Genomic DNA, 16344 nt, shown 5'->3' on the forward strand with positions numbered 1-16344 from the left:
GAGGAAGAGTCATGAACAACGAGCTCAGCCCGAAGGCCGTGGTGGTCCGCTACGTCAACGCCGTCGCCGAGGGCGATCTGGCGACCATCACGGACAGCTTCACCGAGGACGCCACCTGGAGCTACCCGGGCGACCTCCCGCTGTCCCGGGTCTGGCGCGGCCGCGACGTGATCGTCAACGACTTCCTGGGCGGCGCGGGCTCCCTCTTCGCGCCGGGCGGCACACCGCAGGTGACGCTCAACCAGGTGATCGCGGACGGCGACCAGGTGGTGGCCGAGTGGCGCTCGGTGGGAGTGACGGCGGCCGGGGCGACCTACGACAACCCGTGCCTGGGGGTGTTCACCGTCCGGGACGGCCGGATCGCCGCGGTGCGCGAGTACACGGACACCCAGCACGTCGCGAAGGTGCTCTTCCCCGCGCTGTGACGCGCCGGCCCGGTGCGCCGACCGGCCTGGTAGGTCAGCCGGCCACCAGCGCGTCCCACTGGTCGCGGTCGATCTCCACCTTGACGCCCCCGTGGGACTCCAGGACCCCGCCCTGGATCTGGTGGGCCCGGCGGTGCGCCGACCACTGGTCGTCCGTCAGGACGCCGCCGCCGTCCAGGCTCGGACGGTTGTCCCAGCGGGCGTACCAGAGGGCGTCGGGCAGCGGGGCGGCGCCGGCCCGGGCGGCGGCGGCCAGGTCCGCGACGCCGGTGTTGAGGCTGGAGTAGTAGCCGGAGAAGTACCCGGCGCTGTGCAGCGCCTGGGTCCAGCCGAGGGTGAAGTCCACCACCGCCTTCGCGCACCCGGCGTCCCCGGGGCGGTAGGACTCCATGTCCAGGTAGACCGGGCTGCCGGGCCCGATGCCGACCTGCTTCGCGCCCTGGACCGCCTCGGCGGCCTCCTGCCGGCCCTGCTCGACGGCCTGCGCCGGGTCGATCCACTGCGGCTTGTTCTGGGCCGTGGTGCACGGTGCCTGCCGCCCGACGTGAGTGGGGATCAGCCGCCAGCCCAGCGCCCGGACCTGCTGCACCCAGTCGGCGGTCAGCCGGGGCTGGGTGCAGGCGCGCTGCCGGCCGCTGGTGTAGATGCCGACCGCGCCGTAGGGGGAAGTGCCGCGCCAGGCGCGCATGGTGTCCAGCGACGGGGCGGTGCAGGCGTCGAAGGCGCTGCCGGTGAAGACCGTCCGCGGGACGGCGGCCAGCTCGGCCGCGCCGGGGTCCGGCAGCACGGTCGGCGGCGTGGCCGGCGCGGCTGGCGCGGCCTGGGCGTCCGGCGCGGTCGGGTCGGTCGGGTTGGCCGGGTCGGTCGGGTTGGCCGGGTCGAGCTGCCCGGGATCGGTCGGCGGCGCGGGGGCGGTGCTGGTCGGATGCGCCGAGTGGCCTGGGCGGCCTGAGTGACTTGAGTGACCTGAGGTGCCTGCGTGCCCCTGGTGCCCCGACACCGGCATACGGTTGGCCGTCTCGGCGTACGCGAGCGGGACGCCGCGCAGCGCGCTCCCGTCGGTGGCCAGCAGCAGAACGAGGGCGGCAGCCGAGAGCGCTGTCGGACGCAGGTAGCGGACCATCCCTCGATGCTGGCCTCGATCCACGCCCCGTCCGGCGATCCGGGGGGCGGACGCGCCGCCCGCGTGCGCCAGGACCACCCGGGTGGCGCAGCGGCGGACCGACGGGAGCGCGGAAACGCCGGTGGGCGGTGCCGTTGCCGACACCGCCCACCGGCGTTCGCGGGCGCGGTGACCCTTTCCGCCGCCCGTCACCGGCTCACTTGATGATCGGCGCGAAGTCGATCTTCACGTCCTTGTTGGACTGGTCCGCGTAGACCCAGCCCGAGTTGTCCTTCACCCCGAGGGTGTTGTTCTGGTTGGAGGCGCCACTGCCGGTCGCTGTCTGCTGGGTGGCGTTGTAGTTGCCGTCGACGGATCCGAAGATGTTCCCGCTGCCCACGTTGGAGACGACGCTGCTGTTGGACCCGCCATCGGCGCCACCGACGTTGTCGGCGAACGCGGCGCCGGCGCCGGCCAGCAACAGGCCTGCGGCGAGGGGGGCGGCGGCCAGCGCGACGATCACCCGGGCGGTGCGGTTGCGTGCCATGGAATCCTCCAGAAATCCAGAAGTGGATTGATTGCTGCGGGAGTTCGCGGCCAGACGAACTCCTGCGGGCTGCGACGCCGAGATCAGGATTCAGCGACCGCCGACCGATCCGCCAGAGTCCACCGGCCAATTACCTCGATCGCGTGAAGTCGGAACGCTAAACCCGGGGCCCCAACAAGCCGATAGGACCGGTCGCTCTTCGGCCATGCCCGGCCGCGACCAGCCCGGTTCCACCGCATGGACAAGCCGCGCCACCCCACCCGCGCCACCCCGGAATGGCTCAGAACAGCTTGCCCGGATTGAGGATTCCCAGCGGGTCGAACAATCCTTTCATCTGCTTTTGCAGCTCGAGTCCGACCGTCCCCAGCTCCCGGGCCAGCCACTCCCGCTTGAGCAGCCCGACCCCGTGCTCACCGGTGATCGTGCCGCCGAGTGCCAGCCCGAGCGCCATGATCGCGTCGAAGGACTCCCTGGCCCGGGCCACCTGGTCCGGGTCCTTCGCGTCGAAGGCGACGACCGGGTGGGTGTTGCCGTCCCCGGCATGGCAGCAGACGCCGATGGTCAGCCCGCAGCGCGCGCCGATCTCGGCCACCCCGGTCAGCATCTCGGCCATCCGGGAGCGCGGCACCGCCACGTCGTCCACCATCGTGGTGCCCAGGGTGTCCATCGCGGTCAGCGCCATACGCCGGGCCTGCAGCAGCAGCTCCGACTCGGCCTGGTCCTCGGCCGGCACCACCTCGGTGGCCCCCGCGGCCCGGCACAGCTCGGCGACCGCCGTCAGCTCCCGGGTGCGCTCCGGCCCGTCGAAGGCCACCAGGAGCAGCGCCTCGGTGCTCTCCGGCAGCCCCATCCGCCCGTACCGGTTGACCGCCTTGACCACCACCGCGTCCATCAGCTCCATCAACGAGGGCGTGAACCCGGCCTCGGTGACCGCGTTGACCGCCGCGCAGGCCGCCGTCGCGCTGCCGAACTCGGCCGCCAGCGCCAGCTGCGGCGCGGGCGCGGGCTTCAGCGCCAGCACCGCGCCGACCACCACGCCCAGGGTGCCCTCGGAGCCCACGAAGAGCCGGGTCAGGTCGTAACCGGCCACGCCCTTGGCGGTGCGCCGGCCGGTGCGCAGCAGCCGGCCGTCGGCCAGCACCACGTCGAGGCCGAGCACATACTCGCTGGTCACCCCGTACTTGACGCAGCACAGGCCGCCCGCACCGGTGCCGATGTTGCCGCCGATGGTGCAGGACTCCCAGCTGGACGGGTCCGGCGGGTAGGCCAGTCCCAACTCCCCCGCGGCCCGGGAGAGCACCGCGTTCACCACCCCCGGCTCGACCACCGCGATCCGGTTCACCGGGTCCAGCTCCAGGATCCGGTCCATCTTCAGCAGCGACAGCAGGATGCAGCCGGCCACCGCGTTCGCCCCGCCGGACAGCCCCGTCCTGGCCCCCTGCGGGACCACCGGGACACCCAGCGCACTGGCGGTGCGCAGGACGTGCCGCACCTCCTCGACCGTGCTCGGGAAGACCAGCACCGCCGGCTCGCCGGCCTCGCAGAAGCCGGCCATGTCGTACCGGTAGGCGGCGGTCACCGCCGGGTCGACGACCACCGCCGCCTCGGGCAGCCCCGCCCGCAGACGGTCCATCAGCTCGCTCACCACTGGGCCCCTCTCCTCGGAGAGACCCAGTCTGACCGATCGTCAGTCGGCCCGGCCCCGCCGAGCGCCCTCGCGCCAGCGGACGGTCAGCACCGCCACCAGCGCCGCGATCAGCACGGTGAGCACCAGGCTGACCGGGCCGGTGCCCCAGCCCAAGCCGTGCCGGGCGTGGTCCGCGCCCATCCAGTCGGCGAACGAGGCGCCCAGCGGCCGGGTCAGGATGTAGGCCAGCCAGAAGGCCGGCACCGCCGGCAGCCGCAGCTTCCAGTGCGCGAGCGCGGGCAGCGCGATAGCGACGGTGAACAGCACGCCGGAGGCGAAGTAGCCCAGGCCCGTGGAGGCCGTCAGGTCGCCCACCGCGGTGCCCAGCGCGAAGGTGGCCAGCACCGTCGCCCAGTAGAAGAACTCCCGCCGGCGGGTCCGCACGCTGTGGATCGACAGGGTGCCCTCGCTCCGGCGCCACCAGCCGAAGACCGCCAGCAGCACGACCAGGAAGCCCGAGGCCGACACCGCGTACGGCACCCCGAACCCGACGTGCAGCACGTCCGCCGCCATCGTCCCGAACACGCTGACCATGGTGACCGCCAGCCAGTACACCCACGGGACGTACCGCTTCGCCCGGAGCTGCAGCACCAGCGCCGCCAGCAGCAGCACCCCGCCCAGCCCGACGGCCGGGATCGGATCGAGCGTCCGGACCAGGTAGTCCGAAGCGTCCTCGCCCATCCCGGTGGTGAGCACCTTGGTGATCCAGAACAGCGCCGTGACCTCGGGCACCTTGCTCAGCAAGCGCTCCGCGGTGGCGACCGGCTCGCTCGGCCGCAGTTGAGCAGTCGTCATGCGCCCCACCCTGCCAGGCCGAGCTGAAGCGCAGCTGAAGATCCGGGAAAGGCTCCGGCCCCTGACCGTTTTCGCTGGTCAGGGGCCGGTCCGTGGCGGAGAACGTGGGATTCGAACCCACGGTGCGGGGTCACCGCACGACAGTTTTCAAGACTGTTCCCTTAGGCCGCTCGGGCAGTTCTCCAAGCGGAGGTCAGCCTAACGGGTCCACGGGGGTTCGGTGCACCGGTTTGTGGTGCGGCCGGGTGGGTCAGGGGGCGGTCACTGGTCGCCGGAGCGGCTGCCCAGGGTGACGGTGGTGTGGCCGACGGTGCCGTTGCGGGTGTAGTCGACCTCGACCTTGTCGCCGGGGGCGTGCGTCCAGATCGCGCTGACCAGGTCGGCGCTGTTGTCGATGAGCTCGCCGCCGAGCTTGGTGATCACGTCGCCGGGCTTCAGGCCCGCCTGGTCGGCGGGGCCGCCGGGGGTGACCGGGGCGGTGCCCTGGACCGGGGAGGTCATGATCTGCGCGCCGTCGCCGTTGTAGTTGTCGTTGCGCAGCACGCCGAGGGTCGCGTAGACCGGGGTGCCGGTGGTGATCAGCATCTGGGCCACCCGCTTGGCCTGGTTGATCGGGATCGCGAAGCCCAGGCCGATGCTGCCGGCCTGGCCGCTGCCGCTGGAGTTGGACTGGATCGCCGAGTCGATCCCGATCACCTGGCCGCTCGCGTTGAGCAGCGGACCGCCGGAGTTGCCCGGGTTGATCGGTGCGTCGGTCTGCAGCGCGTTCATGTACGAGGTCTGGGTGCTGCCCTCGTCGCCCGACTGCACCGGCCGGTTCTTGGCGCTGATGATGCCGGAGGTGACGGTGCTCTCCAGGTCGTACGGGGCGCCGATGGCGATCGCCGGGTCGCCGACCGCGACCTTGTCGGAGTCGCCCAGCGGGAGCGGGGTGAGCTTCTCGGTCGGCTGGGCGTCCAGCTTGACCACCGCGAGGTCGTAGCCCTTGGCCTGGCCGACCACCGAGGCCGGGTAGCTGTTTCCGTCGGAGAACTTGACGGTCAGCTTGCCGCCGCCGGCCGCCGGGGCGACCACGTGGTTGTTGGTGAGGATGTGGCCCTGGATGTCGTAGATGAAGCCGGTGCCGGTGCCGGACTCCTGGCTGCCCTCGGCCTTGATGGTGACGGTGCTCGGCAGCGCCGCGCTGGCGATGCCGGCCACCGAGTCGGGGGCGCGGTTGAGCGCGGCGGTGTTGTCGGCGGTGGTGGTCGTGGTGCTGACCCGGCTGTTGCCGCCGGAGACGGCCGAGCCCGAGTTGCCGCCCTTGAGCGCGGCACCGGTCACACCGCCCGCGATGCCCGCCACCAGGGCGACCGCGGCGATCAGCGCGACCAGGCTGCCCTTGCCCTTCTTGCGCGGGGCGGGCGGCTGGGCGAAGGCGCCCGGGTAGTCGCCGGCGAAGTCCGCACCGCCGGGGCCACCGGGGTAGCCCTGCTGCGGGGCCGCCCAGGTGTCGCCGAGCGGGGTGCCGGCGCCGAACGGGTGGTGCTCGCCCTGCGCGGCCCCGGCGGCCGGCATGCCCGGCGTGATCGGCGCTCCGCCCGCCATGGCAGCGGCGGGCGGGGCGACGGGGGCTGCGGCCGGAGCCGCGTACGGGTTGCCGGGCGGCTCGACGGCGGGGGTCGGCAGGACCGGCGGCGGGGCGTCCAGGTAGGACGGGGCCGACGGCGCGTCAGCGACGGTGGGCTCGGCCGCCGCGGTGACCGTGGGCTCGACGGGCTCGACGGGCTCGGCGGGTGCGGCGGGCTCGGCGCCGGGGGTCGGCGCGGCGGCCTCCTCCGGTGCGGGCACCTTGCGCAGGGCCAGGGTCGGCTCGGCCGGCGCCACCGGCTGCTCGCCGGCGCCGTCGCTCACCGCGGGCAGCGTCACCGTCGGTTCGCTCACTGGCGAAGCGTCACCGACCGCCGAAGTCCCCCCCGGCTCGCCGAGACCGCTGGAGAGCTGCTCCCCCTGCGGACCGGTGGAACCACTCTCGTGCTCGGTGCTCACGGACGACCTCCATAGCTGACAGGGACCTTGGCCCCTAGTTTTTCCTATGCCCGATCTGGTTGCCGTAAGGGGCCGCCTGAAGAACCGGTAAGAATCCTTAGACGGACCGAACAGCCCCCCGTTCGCCATACTCGCGACACCCGGACGGCCTCCCCGACGGCGTCCCGCGAGCCGGACGGCGCACGCTCCCGCCTTGGCGTGGGCCGAACGCCGGGCTACCCTGTCGCTTCCAGATCGACACGCGGGAGCTTGGACCCACCAGGCTGAGAGTGCGCTGATTGACCGTACGCCATGGCGATGACGCCGGCGCGGCCGAGGGAGCGCTGACCGCCGGAACCTGTCCGGGTAATGCCGGCGTAGGGAGTCTTGGCCATGACGGCTGCTTCGCCTTCCCCCAGCTCGACCAACTCGAGCGGCTCGACCGCGCTGCTCGAACCGGCCGCGGCCACCGGCCGCGCCGAGGCGCCGCTGGTGCTGGACACCGCGCCGCCGCGCACCCTCGGCTTCAAGGACCAGTTCGCGCTCTGGGCCAACCTCGGGATCAGCCTGATCGGCTTCACCAGCGCCGCCACGGTGCTCGGCCAGCCCGGCAGCGAGCTGTCGTTCACCGCGGCGCTGACCGCGATCGTGGCCGGCACCGTGATCGGCACCGCGATGCTGAGCGTGGCCTCGCTGATCGGCGCGCGCACCGGCGCACCGGCCATGGCCATCCTGCGCGGGCTCTTCGGCACCCGGCTGTCGTACCTGCCGACCGTGCTGAACATCCTGCAGTGCGTGGGCTGGGGCGTCTACGAGCTGATCGTGATCGCCTGGGGCGCCCAGACGGTGGCCGACACCCAGGGCTGGCGCTGGCTCTTCGTGGTGCTGGCCGGGGCGCTGACCACCGCGCTGACCATCTGGCCGCTGGGCTCGATCACCGCGCTGCGCAAGTACGTGGCGATCGCGGTGGGCGTCGCGATGGTCTACTACACCGTCCAGCTGGGCCGGCAGGGCTGGCCGAACCCGGGGGCCGGCAACTGGAAGGGCTTCCTGAGCGCGACCGACGCGATCATCGCCGTCTCGATCTCCTTCGTGCCGCTGGCCGCCGACTACACCCGGCACTCGCGCACCGGGCGCGCCTCGTTCTGGGGCACCTTCTCCGGCTACACCATCGCCCAGGTCTGGTGCTACGCGCTCGGCCTGATCGCGCTGCTCCAGTCGCACGGCAACGCCGACAACCTGCTGGACTCCTTCACCGGGGTGACGGCCGGCTGGGCCTTCCTGCTGGTCCTGGTGCTGCGCGAGGCGGACCAGTCGTTCGCCAACGTCTACTCGACCGCGATGTCGGTGCACAACCTGTTCCCGCGGGTCGACCGGCGGCTGCTGACCGGCGGGCTCGGCGTGCTGGTGACGGTGCTGGCCCTGCAGATCACCGAGTTCACCAACGCGTACTACGCCTTCCTCGGGCTGATCGGCTCGGTCTTCGTGCCGCTGCTCGCGGTGCTGGCCACCGACTACTTCCTCGGCCGCGGGCGGCGCGGCTGGGACCTGTCACAGCAGGCGCCGGCCCGGCCGCTGATGCTGCTGCCGTGGGCGCTGGGCTTCTGCACCTACCAGTTCCTGGCCCCGACCCAGAACTTCGGGGCGTGGACGCACTTCTGGACGCAGCTGCAGGGGTGGCTGCACTTCACCCCGCAGCAGTGGACCTCGGCCTCGCTCTTCTCCTTCCTGGTGGCCGGACTGGTGACGCTGGGGCTGACCCGGCTCAGCGACGCCGTCTGACCCGGCCGAGCGACCCCGTACAACCGGCCTGACCTGCGCAACCCGGTGCCGGGGAGGTCGTCGCGTCCGCGTCAGCGGCTCACTCTAGGGTGGCCCTGTGACGACTCCCGACCTCTTCGCCGCCGACCCCGCCCGCACCGCCCCGGCGGTCCAGGTGGTCGCCCACCGCGGCTCCTCCGCCGTACTGCCCGAGCACACCCTGGCGGCCTACCGGCGCGCGCTGGCCGAGGGGGCCGACGCGGTCGAGTGCGACGTGCGGCTGACCCGGGACCGGCAGCTGGTCTGCGTGCACGACCGGACCATCGCCCGGGTCTCGGACGGCGGGCGCAAGGTGGTCTCCACGCTCACCCTGGCGCAGCTCCAGGCGTACGACTTCGGCTCCTGGAAGCCCCACGCGGACGGTGCGGGGGCAGCGGAGGATCCCGAGCGGCGGTCGGTGCTGACCCTGGAGAGCCTGCTGGAACTGGTCGCCGACTGCGGTCGGCGGGTCGACCTGGCGATCGAGACCAAGCACCCGGTCCGCTACCGGGGCGCGGTGGAGGCCGAGCTGGTGCGGATGCTGCGCCGGTTCGGCATCGGCGGGGCGATGGGCGGCGAGGGCGACCCGGACCGCCCGCACGCGCGGCTGATGAGCTTCTCCGGGCTGGCGCTCGGGCGGCTGCGGAGCACGGCACCGGAGTTCCCCCGGGTCTTCCTCTTCGAGCATCCGGAACTGCTGCGCCTGTGGCCGGGCGCGGGGCTGCCGGCCGGCTCGGTGATCGCCGGACCCGGCATCGAACTGGTCCGCCGCAAGCCCGAGTTGGTGACCCGGCTGCGGGCCGCCGGACACCGGGTGCACGTCTGGACGGTGGACCGCCCGGAGGACGTCGCGCTCTGCCTGGAACTCGGGGTCGAGGCGATCATCACCAACCGGCCCCGGGACGTGCTGGACCAACTGGGCCGCTGAGCACCGAACACCGGCGCACCGGGTCGCCGCGGTGTCCGGGCACCGCGATACCCGAGCCTGGGAACAGCCACCCGCGCGAAGCGGCCGAGTTGGCGTACGCGGGCGCGAAACCGGGTGGCGCGGTGGCCCCGGCGGACGGAATCCACTCCCTGGATTGACGCAGCGTAAGCAGTTAATCACCTTTTGCGCACAGCGTGTTGCGGCCACCCCTACGACTTCACAATTGACGGACCACGAGCGACTCAACCCGTTTCCGGTGCATTACCTCGGGGCATCCATCCCTCGGCAAACGCTGAAGGAGGTCCGGGGGTGGCGTTGATGGTGGCGCGTGAAGTGCCGACTTCATCGACCATGGCGGTGCCGCACGGCCCAGCCAGTGTCGGGGCCGCACGGCGCCGACTGCGGCGTGATCTGGGCGATCGCGAGGTGCCCGATACCGTCATCGATGACGCGGTTCTGATCCTTTCCGAACTGCTCAGTAATTCCTGCCGCTATGCGCGGCCGCTCGCCCCTTTGCTGGATCTCACCGGGGGGGCGACCGAGGAATTCCCGCTTCATCCCGCGGCTTTGACGAAACCCGCGGACCGGGCGGAATCCACCGCCGGGGCCGCCGCCGTCGAGCTGAACATCGAGGTGGACATCGCGGTGGACATCGCGGTCGAGGAGGCCGCCACCCTCGACGCGCTGCTGGTGGGTGCCGGCGCCCACCGGCGCCAGGCCACCGCGCACGAGGCGCGCGAGGCGGCCGGACCGGCCGAGCCGGAGCAGCCCGGTGGAATCCTGGTGCGCTGGCAGGTGCACGGAAACGGCCTGCTGACCCTGGAGGTCACGGACGGCGGGGCCAGCACCCGGCCGCTGCCGGCCAGCCCCTCGCTCACCGCCAAGGGCGGGCGCGGCCTGAGCATCGTCGGCCAGCTCGCCGTGGACTGGGGAGTGCGGGACGCGCCGGGCGAGGTGACCGTCTGGGCCGCGCTGCCGGCCCGGTGCCAGGAGCCGGCCCGCCGCTCGGCCTGACCTGACCCGACCGATGAACTGACCGGTGAGCTGACCGCCCGGGTGGGCGGTCAGCTCACCGTCGCGCGCGGGTGGCCACCTGGCCGACCCGGAATTCTCAGTAGGCTGCCCCGGAGACAGTGCCCACCACCCCCGGGAGAGCCGCACCATGGCCAAGAAGGCCGCCAAGAAGTCGTCCCAGCCGAGCCGCGCCACCGCGACGGACGGCGCCGTCCCCGCCGTCGGCGCCCGCGAGGACTGCCCGTGCGGCTCGGGCCGCCGCTACAAGGCCTGCCACGGGCGGCAGGCCGCGCACGCCGTCCAGGAGCTGGTGCACCGCCCGTTCGAGGGACTGCCGGGTGAGGCCGACTGGGTGGCGCTGCGCGAGCTGGTGCCCGCCGCCACGGTGCCGCTGACGCTGGCCGCCGGCCTGACCGACCAGGCGTCGGGCGAGGTCCCGTCGGTCACCCTGGCCACCGTGCTGCCGCTGGCCTGGCCGGCCCTGCGCCGCCCGGACGGCTCGATCCTGCTCGGCCTGCAGACCCAGTCCTCCTCCGGCGACCTGAGCCGCGACCTCGCGGACGCGCTCACCGAGGCCCTGGTCACCGAGCCGGGCACCCCGGTGCCGACCCGCCGGGCAGCCGCCGACGGCCCGCGGCTGCAGGACCTGCTCGACCTGTCCGCGCCGTTCGTCCCCGCCGTGCACACCGGCTTCGAGTTCTGGCTGGAGGACGCCGAGTCGGCCACCGGCGAGGTCGCGGCCTCGCTGGAGCGGGCCAACGCCTCGGCGATCCCGACCGAGAAGCTGGCCGGCGTGGACAGCGCCTACTGGTGCGGCACCCCGGACAAGAACCACCTGCGCTGGGTGATGACCGTGCCGGAGGAGCAGCTGCTGGACGCGCTGGCCCGGCTCGCCGCCACCGGCGAGGCCTCGATCGGCGAGGGCACCCGCCTGGTCGGCTCGTTCCGCGCGCACGGGCTGACCGTGCCGGTCTGGGACCTGCCGGTGGAGATGTCGGCGGCCGACTGCGAGAAGCCGGCCGCGGCCTTCGCGGAGCGGCTGGCCGGCGTGCTGAGCGCGACCGCGCCCCTGACGGCGGAGGAGCGCCGGGCCCGCGCCAATCTGGTGAATCGTCAGGTCACCCTGAACTGACCAGACATGGCGTTTTGTGATCAGTTCTGATCAGGGGAACGTGACTCCGATCACATTTATCCTTCGCAGCCCCTGAATCTCGGGGTCGGGCCGCGCAGGGAAATTGGCGGCGGCGCGATTCCTTGTTACTGTCTTAAACAGTCCGGCCGCTGGTGCATCCCCCGTCGCCAGCGGCCGGATCTTCCATTTCCACCGTCGTGACGCTTCCGACGGCCTCCAGCACCTGGTCCGACGGCCCGTCAGTAGGCCAGTCGACTCCCGTCCGGCGCCGCCGATCCGGCTGCCAGCAGTGCCTCCAGCAGGCTCGCCACCGGCGGCAGCCGCACCCCGCCGCCCGGCGCCGCCACCGGCCGCCGCACCCAGCGCACCCCCGCGCCCTCCCCCAGCCTTCGGCCCGGCGTGCCCGCATCGCCGACCCGCGAGGGCGGCAGCACCAGGAACCCGCCCGGCCCGTGGTAGCGCACCGAGCTCGGCACCTCGCCGGGCGCCCCGCCCGGGCAGAGCGTCCGCTCCTGGTCCACCAGCAGCTCCGCCAACTCGGGGTAGGAGTAGGGCGCGACCAGCAGCGCCCAGCGGGTCGGGCCGGCCAGCACCGGGCCCACCGGCAGGCGCAGCGCGTCCAGATACGCCAGCAGCCGCCCGCCCGCCACCGCCGGCACGCTGACCGCCGCCACCGCCCCGCCGGTCGCCACGATCACCGGCGCCTGCGGACTGTGCCGCTCCCACCACCAACGCACCATCCGGGCATCGGTGGTGGCCGCCAGCAGGGACTGGTCGAGCGGGTGTGCGGCGGGCACCGCGCAGCGCGGGTCGCCGCAGGAGCAGACCGTCCGGGGCCCGGGCGCCGCCGGCTCACCCGGCGCCGGGTCGCCGTTCGGCAACTCGCCGGGGGCACCCAGGTCCCCCAGTCCGTCGACCCGCTCGACCAGTACCGCGCCGGGCACCACCGGCCAGCGCCACCGCTCCGCGCAGGTCAGCGCCGCCTGGAGCAGCGCCTGCCGGGTCCTGCGGTGCCTGCTGGACAACTCCCGCGAGTCACGCATGGGCACTCGTTCCTCTCCGCGACCGGGTGGATCAAGACCGGATGGGCGGCCGGCGGACCGGCCCACGATCGACCGGCTCGACAGCCGATGGCTCGAACAGCTGCGGAACCGGCTGAACACTGGCGCGGCCGGGGAGCCGCAGGATGTACTCGGCGTCATGCGCGACGGGACGCCGACCCGGGCAGGCCTCGGGCGCGTCCCTGGAACGAGAATCCCTCATGCGACCAGATGGACGCCCTTCGGCGGCCTCTGGTTCCACCGTACGAGTGAGTGACGACTGGTCAGCCCGGTTGCCGGGCGGGGGGATCCCTACGCTCCGGGCAGGGTCCGGCAACCTCTGGACAGCTTCTGCCCGCTGACGGTGCCGTCCACGCACCAACGCAGAACCAGCCATCCGGCAGGGCCCCGATCCTGGACACGCGCCGACCGTCCTGTGTAGAACGTCCTGTGTAGAAGTGGGGCATTGGAGTGGTTTGGCAGGCCTTTGTACGGTATGGCCACAGCGCTGGGAGTCGCGGCATGAGTGACAAGCGTCCGACCGGCGCGGCCGGCATGAGCAGCAGTGGCACGAGCGCCGGCGCGAGCGGTGGTTCGCCCGAACCGGCCGAGAGCGCCGGCGGCGGGGACGGGCCGCAACCCGCGCCCGGCAGCCTGGCCACCCTGCTCAACCTGCCGCAACCCGCTCTCCCCGAGGCCCCGTCGGCCCGGCCGGCCGAGGCGGCCGGCGGGGTGGCGGCAGCGGCGGGAGACCTGGTGGACCAGGCGGCGGCGCGGGCGACCGGCGCGGCGACCGGCCGCCCGGCCGACCCGGCGCCCGGTGGCCCGCTCGGTGAACCGGCCGCCCGACTGGACCAGCTGCCCCCGCTGGAGCGGCTCGCGGCGCTGGAGCAGTTGCACCGGCACACCGAGCGGCTGGCCCGGGCCCGTGGCCTGACCGCCACCCTGACCACCCTGCTCGACTCCGGCGGCGAACTGCTCGGCGCCACCCGTGCGCTGCTGGTCCCGGTGGCCAGGGAGGGCGGCGAGAGCCGGCCGTCCGCCGGCCGGGCCGCCGCCGAGCTCGCACCCGCCGTCGCCGGCCCGCCCAGCACCGGCTGGCGGGACCACGCGGGCCACGGCCCGATGGTGGGCCTGGCCCTGGACCACGCCGCGATCGGCGCGCTGGAGACGGTCCCGGTCGACCACGGCCCGTTCGCCGGCCTGCTGCGCGCCACCGGGCGCCCGCGCCAGCTGCTGCTGCGCGACCTGACCGCCACCGTCCCCGAGGTGGCCCCCAGGTTCCGCGAGGTGGCCGCCGACCTCGGGCTCGGCGCCTGCTTCGCGCTGCCGGTGGCCACCGAGCCGGACGGCCCGCTCGCCGCCGCCGTCTGGTTCTACCCGACTGCCGATCAACCCACCGAACTGCAACAGGAGTTGGCCCGGAGCTACATCTCCTTCGCGGCCCCGCTGCTGGCCGGCCGGCTGGCCGCCGACCGCAGCCGGCAGGCCACCGAGGCGCTGCGCCGCGGCCTGCTGCCCGACCACCTGCCCTACCTGCCCGGCCTGCGGCTGGCCGCCCGCTGGCGGCCGGCCGGCCTGGAGCACGCGACGGGCAGCGACTGGTACGACGCGATCGTGCTGCCGGACGGCTCGATCGGGCTGACGGTGGGCTCGGTCTCCGGCGACGGCCCCGGCGCCGGCCCCTCCTCGGCCACCGGTGCGGCCAGCGCGATGGGCCGGCTGCGGGCCGCGCTGCGCGCCTACGCGGTGCTGGAGGGCGAGGACCCGGTAGCCGTGCTCGGCGATCTGGAGCTGCTGCTCAAGTCCTGCGAGCCGGCCCGCACCGCCACCGCCCTCTACGCCTGCCTGGACCCCGGGGAGCGCCGGATCACCCTGGCCGGCGCGGGCCACTGCCCGCCGCTGCTGGTCACCCGCTACGGCGCCAACTTCGTCGAGACCTCGCTCTCCGCCCCGCTGGGCATGCTCAGCTGCTGGGAGGCCCCGGGCGTGGAGCTCAACGCCGAGCGCGGCGACCTGCTGCTGCTCTATACCGAGGGCCTGGCCCGCCGCTGCGGTGCCACCCTGCACGCCGGCCAGGCCCGGCTGCGCAAGGCCGCCGCGGACGCCCCGCGCGAGGTGCGGCACGACCCGGACCGGCTCTGCGCGCACCTGCTGGACTGCTGCGCCGACGGTCCGGGCGAGGCCACCGACGACCTGGTGCTGCTGGCGGCGCGCTTCGAGTAGCAGGCCCCCCGGGCTCGCCGCGGCCCCTCCCGAACGGTTGATCGGCAGGTCGTCCGTACCATGGGAGCCACAGCCGCCCGTCACGTGTCGCGATCCGACGCGTCGGGGCGGAGTGACTTGCGAGGAGGCGACGAGCGTGACCGAGGACCGCACCCCGGCAGCGGCGGACAACCCCGAAGGGGCCGGCACCGAGCAGGAGTCGGCGGAGCAGCCGATCAAGGGCCGCAAGAACGGCCTGTACGGCGAGGTCTCCGACGAGCTGGCCGCGTCGATGAAGTCCGGCTGGGCCGACACCGAGCTGCGCGGGCTGGCCCCGATCGAGCAGGCCCCGCACACCGCCGCCCGCCGGGCCGCGCTGTCGGCCGCCTTCCCCGGCCAGCGCCTGGTGGTCCCCGCGGGCAACCTGCGGACCCGGGCCAACGACACCGAGTACTCCTTCCGCGCCGCCAGCGAGTACGTGCACCTGACCGGCGACCAGAGCGAGGACGCCGTGCTGGTGCTGGAGCCGCGCGCCGACGGCGGCCACGACCAGGCCCTCTACCTGCTGCCGCGCTCCAACCGGGAGAACGGCGAGTTCTGGCTGGACGGCCAGGGCGAGCTGTGGGTGGGCCGGCGGCACAGCCTGGCCGAGGCCGAGCAGCTGCTCGGGCTGCCCACCCGGGACGTGCGCAAGGCCGCCGAGGAGCTGGCCGCCGCCGACGCCGCGGTGACCACCCGGATCGTGCGCGGCTACGACGCCGGTCTGGAGGAGGCGGTCACCAGCACCGAGGAGGGTGACGAGGAGCTGAAGATCTTCCTCAGCACCCTGCGGCTGGTCAAGGACGACTGGGAGATCGGGCAGCTGCGCGCTGCCTGCACCGCCACCGTCAACGGATTCACCGATGTGGTGCGGGAGTTGGGCCAGGCCGTGGCCACCTCCGAGCGCTGGATCGAGGGCACCTTCTGGCGCCGCGCCCGGGTCGAGGGCAACGACGTCGGCTACGGCTCGATCGCCGCCGCCGGCCCGCACGCCACCACCCTGCACTGGGTGCGCAACGACGGCGAGGTCCGCCCCGGCGAACTGCTGCTGCTGGACGCCGGCGTGGAGACCACCACCCTCTACACCGCCGACGTCACCCGCACGCTGCCGATCAGCGGGACCTTCTCCCCGCTGCAGCGCAAGATCTACGACGCCGTGTACCAGGCGCAGGAGGCCGGCATCGCGGCCGTCAAGCCCGGTGCCCGGTTCCGCGACTTCCACGACGCCGCCCAGCGCGTGCTGGCCGAGCACCTGCTCGCCTGGGGTCTGCTGGACGCCTCGCTCTACGACGTCGAGAAGGTCCTGGAGCTGGGTCTGCAGCGCCGCTGGACCCTGCACGGCACCGGCCACATGCTCGGCCTGGACGTGCACGACTGCGCCCAGGCGCGCCGCGAGTCCTACGTGGACGGGGTGCTGGAGCCGGGCGTCTGCCTGACCGTGGAGCCCGGTCTGTACTTCCAGCAGGACGACCTGACGGTGCCCGAGGAGTACCGGGGCATCGGGGTGCGGATCGAGGACGACATCCTGGTGACCGCCGAGGGCAACGAGAACCTCTCCGCAGCGCTGCCGCGCACGGCGGACGAGGTGGAGGCGTGGATGGCCTCGCTGAGCGGCTGACCTGC

At 73.6% G+C, this 16344-nt stretch carries 13 protein-coding genes and 1 tRNA gene; 7 read left to right on the forward strand and 7 right to left on the reverse strand.

The genetic code is table 11. The features are described from left to right. Positions 1 to 11: 11 nt before the first annotated feature. Positions 12 to 425, forward strand: a complete 414-nt coding sequence (locus tag OG403_RS18215) for a nuclear transport factor 2 family protein (RefSeq protein WP_329565680.1) — start codon at positions 12 to 14, stop codon at positions 423 to 425. A gap of 34 nt (positions 426 to 459) precedes the next feature. Here the strand turns inward: OG403_RS18215 and OG403_RS18220 are convergent, their stop codons facing one another. The 6 genes from OG403_RS18220 to OG403_RS18245 form a co-directional block, all read right to left on the reverse strand. Beyond that, positions 460 to 1548, reverse strand: coding sequence for a glycoside hydrolase domain-containing protein (locus OG403_RS18220; protein WP_329565682.1), 1089 nt, complete (start codon positions 1546 to 1548; stop codon positions 460 to 462). Between the two features lie 196 nt (positions 1549 to 1744). After that, a complete protein-coding gene (locus tag OG403_RS18225) occupies positions 1745 to 2074 on the reverse strand; it encodes a hypothetical protein (RefSeq protein ID WP_329565684.1) in 330 nt (109 codons plus the stop codon). A 280-nt stretch (positions 2075 to 2354) separates the two neighbouring features. Next, the gene (locus OG403_RS18230) at positions 2355 to 3707 is read right to left on the reverse strand and encodes an FAD-binding oxidoreductase (RefSeq protein ID WP_442911074.1); all 1353 of its coding nucleotides are present in this window, start codon (positions 3705 to 3707) and stop codon (positions 2355 to 2357) included. Positions 3708 to 3761: 54 nt separating this feature from the next. After that, positions 3762 to 4556, reverse strand: a complete 795-nt coding sequence (locus OG403_RS18235) for a COG4705 family protein (protein WP_329565687.1) — start codon at positions 4554 to 4556, stop codon at positions 3762 to 3764. A 93-nt stretch (positions 4557 to 4649) separates the two neighbouring features. Then, positions 4650 to 4740: transfer RNA gene (locus OG403_RS18240), tRNA-Ser, on the reverse strand. Between the two features lie 77 nt (positions 4741 to 4817). Then, positions 4818 to 6584 carry a S1C family serine protease gene (locus OG403_RS18245; RefSeq protein ID WP_329565689.1) on the reverse strand — a complete coding sequence of 589 codons (1767 nt, stop codon included), beginning with the start codon at positions 6582 to 6584 and terminating at the stop codon, positions 4818 to 4820. Positions 6585 to 6956: 372 nt separating this feature from the next. Here OG403_RS18245 and OG403_RS18250 point away from each other — a divergent pair, with 372 nt between their 5' ends. The 4 genes from OG403_RS18250 (at position 6957) to OG403_RS18265 (ending at position 11437) form a co-directional block, all read left to right on the forward strand. Next, positions 6957 to 8345, forward strand: a complete 1389-nt coding sequence (locus OG403_RS18250; RefSeq protein WP_329565691.1) for a purine-cytosine permease family protein — start codon at positions 6957 to 6959, stop codon at positions 8343 to 8345. A 97-nt stretch (positions 8346 to 8442) separates the two neighbouring features. Beyond that, positions 8443 to 9291: a glycerophosphodiester phosphodiesterase family protein gene (locus OG403_RS18255; protein WP_329565693.1), complete on the forward strand. Its 849-nt coding sequence runs from the start codon at positions 8443 to 8445 to the stop codon at positions 9289 to 9291. A gap of 567 nt (positions 9292 to 9858) precedes the next feature. Beyond that, a complete protein-coding gene (locus tag OG403_RS36715) occupies positions 9859 to 10305 on the forward strand; it encodes an ATP-binding protein (RefSeq protein WP_442910933.1) in 447 nt (148 codons plus the stop codon). Positions 10306 to 10453: 148 nt separating this feature from the next. Next, positions 10454 to 11437, forward strand: coding sequence for a DUF5926 family protein (locus OG403_RS18265; RefSeq protein WP_329565695.1), 984 nt, complete (start codon positions 10454 to 10456; stop codon positions 11435 to 11437). Between the two features lie 239 nt (positions 11438 to 11676). Here the strand turns inward: OG403_RS18265 and OG403_RS18270 are convergent, their stop codons facing one another. Continuing rightward, positions 11677 to 12480 (reverse strand): bifunctional DNA primase/polymerase, encoded by an 804-nt coding sequence (locus OG403_RS18270; RefSeq protein WP_329565697.1) that lies wholly within the window; start codon positions 12478 to 12480, stop codon positions 11677 to 11679. A gap of 519 nt (positions 12481 to 12999) precedes the next feature. Between OG403_RS18270 and OG403_RS18275 the strand changes: the two genes are divergently transcribed. Beyond that, on the forward strand, positions 13000 to 14703 hold the full coding sequence (locus OG403_RS18275; protein WP_329565699.1) for a PP2C family protein-serine/threonine phosphatase: 1704 nt from the start codon (positions 13000 to 13002) through the stop codon (positions 14701 to 14703). A 136-nt stretch (positions 14704 to 14839) separates the two neighbouring features. After that, entirely contained in the window at positions 14840 to 16339 is a 1500-nt protein-coding gene (locus OG403_RS18280) for an aminopeptidase P family protein (RefSeq protein WP_329565701.1), read from the forward strand. Positions 16340 to 16344: the final 5 nt, after the last annotated feature.

Origin of the sequence: Kitasatospora sp. NBC_01266, assembly GCF_036242395.1 — a bacterium.
Lineage (GTDB): Bacteria > Actinomycetota > Actinomycetes > Streptomycetales > Streptomycetaceae > Kitasatospora.

What these genes read in the sequence shown, in the direction of transcription:
- OG403_RS18230 (WP_442911074.1), bottom strand. Translation starts at nt 3,707, where the DNA reads ATGGACCGTCTGCGGGCGGGGCTGCCCGAGGCGGCGGTGGTCGTCGAC.
- OG403_RS18235 (WP_329565687.1), bottom strand. Translation starts at nt 4,556, where the DNA reads ATGACGACTGCTCAACTGCGGCCGAGCGAGCCGGTCGCCACCGCGGAG.
- OG403_RS18225 (WP_329565684.1), bottom strand. Translation starts at nt 2,074, where the DNA reads ATGGCACGCAACCGCACCGCCCGGGTGATCGTCGCGCTGGCCGCCGCC.
- OG403_RS18275 (WP_329565699.1), top strand. Translation starts at nt 13,000, where the DNA reads ATGAGTGACAAGCGTCCGACCGGCGCGGCCGGCATGAGCAGCAGTGGC.
- OG403_RS18220 (WP_329565682.1), bottom strand. Translation starts at nt 1,548, where the DNA reads ATGGTCCGCTACCTGCGTCCGACAGCGCTCTCGGCTGCCGCCCTCGTT.
- OG403_RS18265 (WP_329565695.1), top strand. Translation starts at nt 10,454, where the DNA reads ATGGCCAAGAAGGCCGCCAAGAAGTCGTCCCAGCCGAGCCGCGCCACC.
- OG403_RS18270 (WP_329565697.1), bottom strand. Translation starts at nt 12,480, where the DNA reads ATGCGTGACTCGCGGGAGTTGTCCAGCAGGCACCGCAGGACCCGGCAG.
- OG403_RS18250 (WP_329565691.1), top strand. Translation starts at nt 6,957, where the DNA reads ATGACGGCTGCTTCGCCTTCCCCCAGCTCGACCAACTCGAGCGGCTCG.
- OG403_RS18215 (WP_329565680.1), top strand. Translation starts at nt 12, where the DNA reads ATGAACAACGAGCTCAGCCCGAAGGCCGTGGTGGTCCGCTACGTCAAC.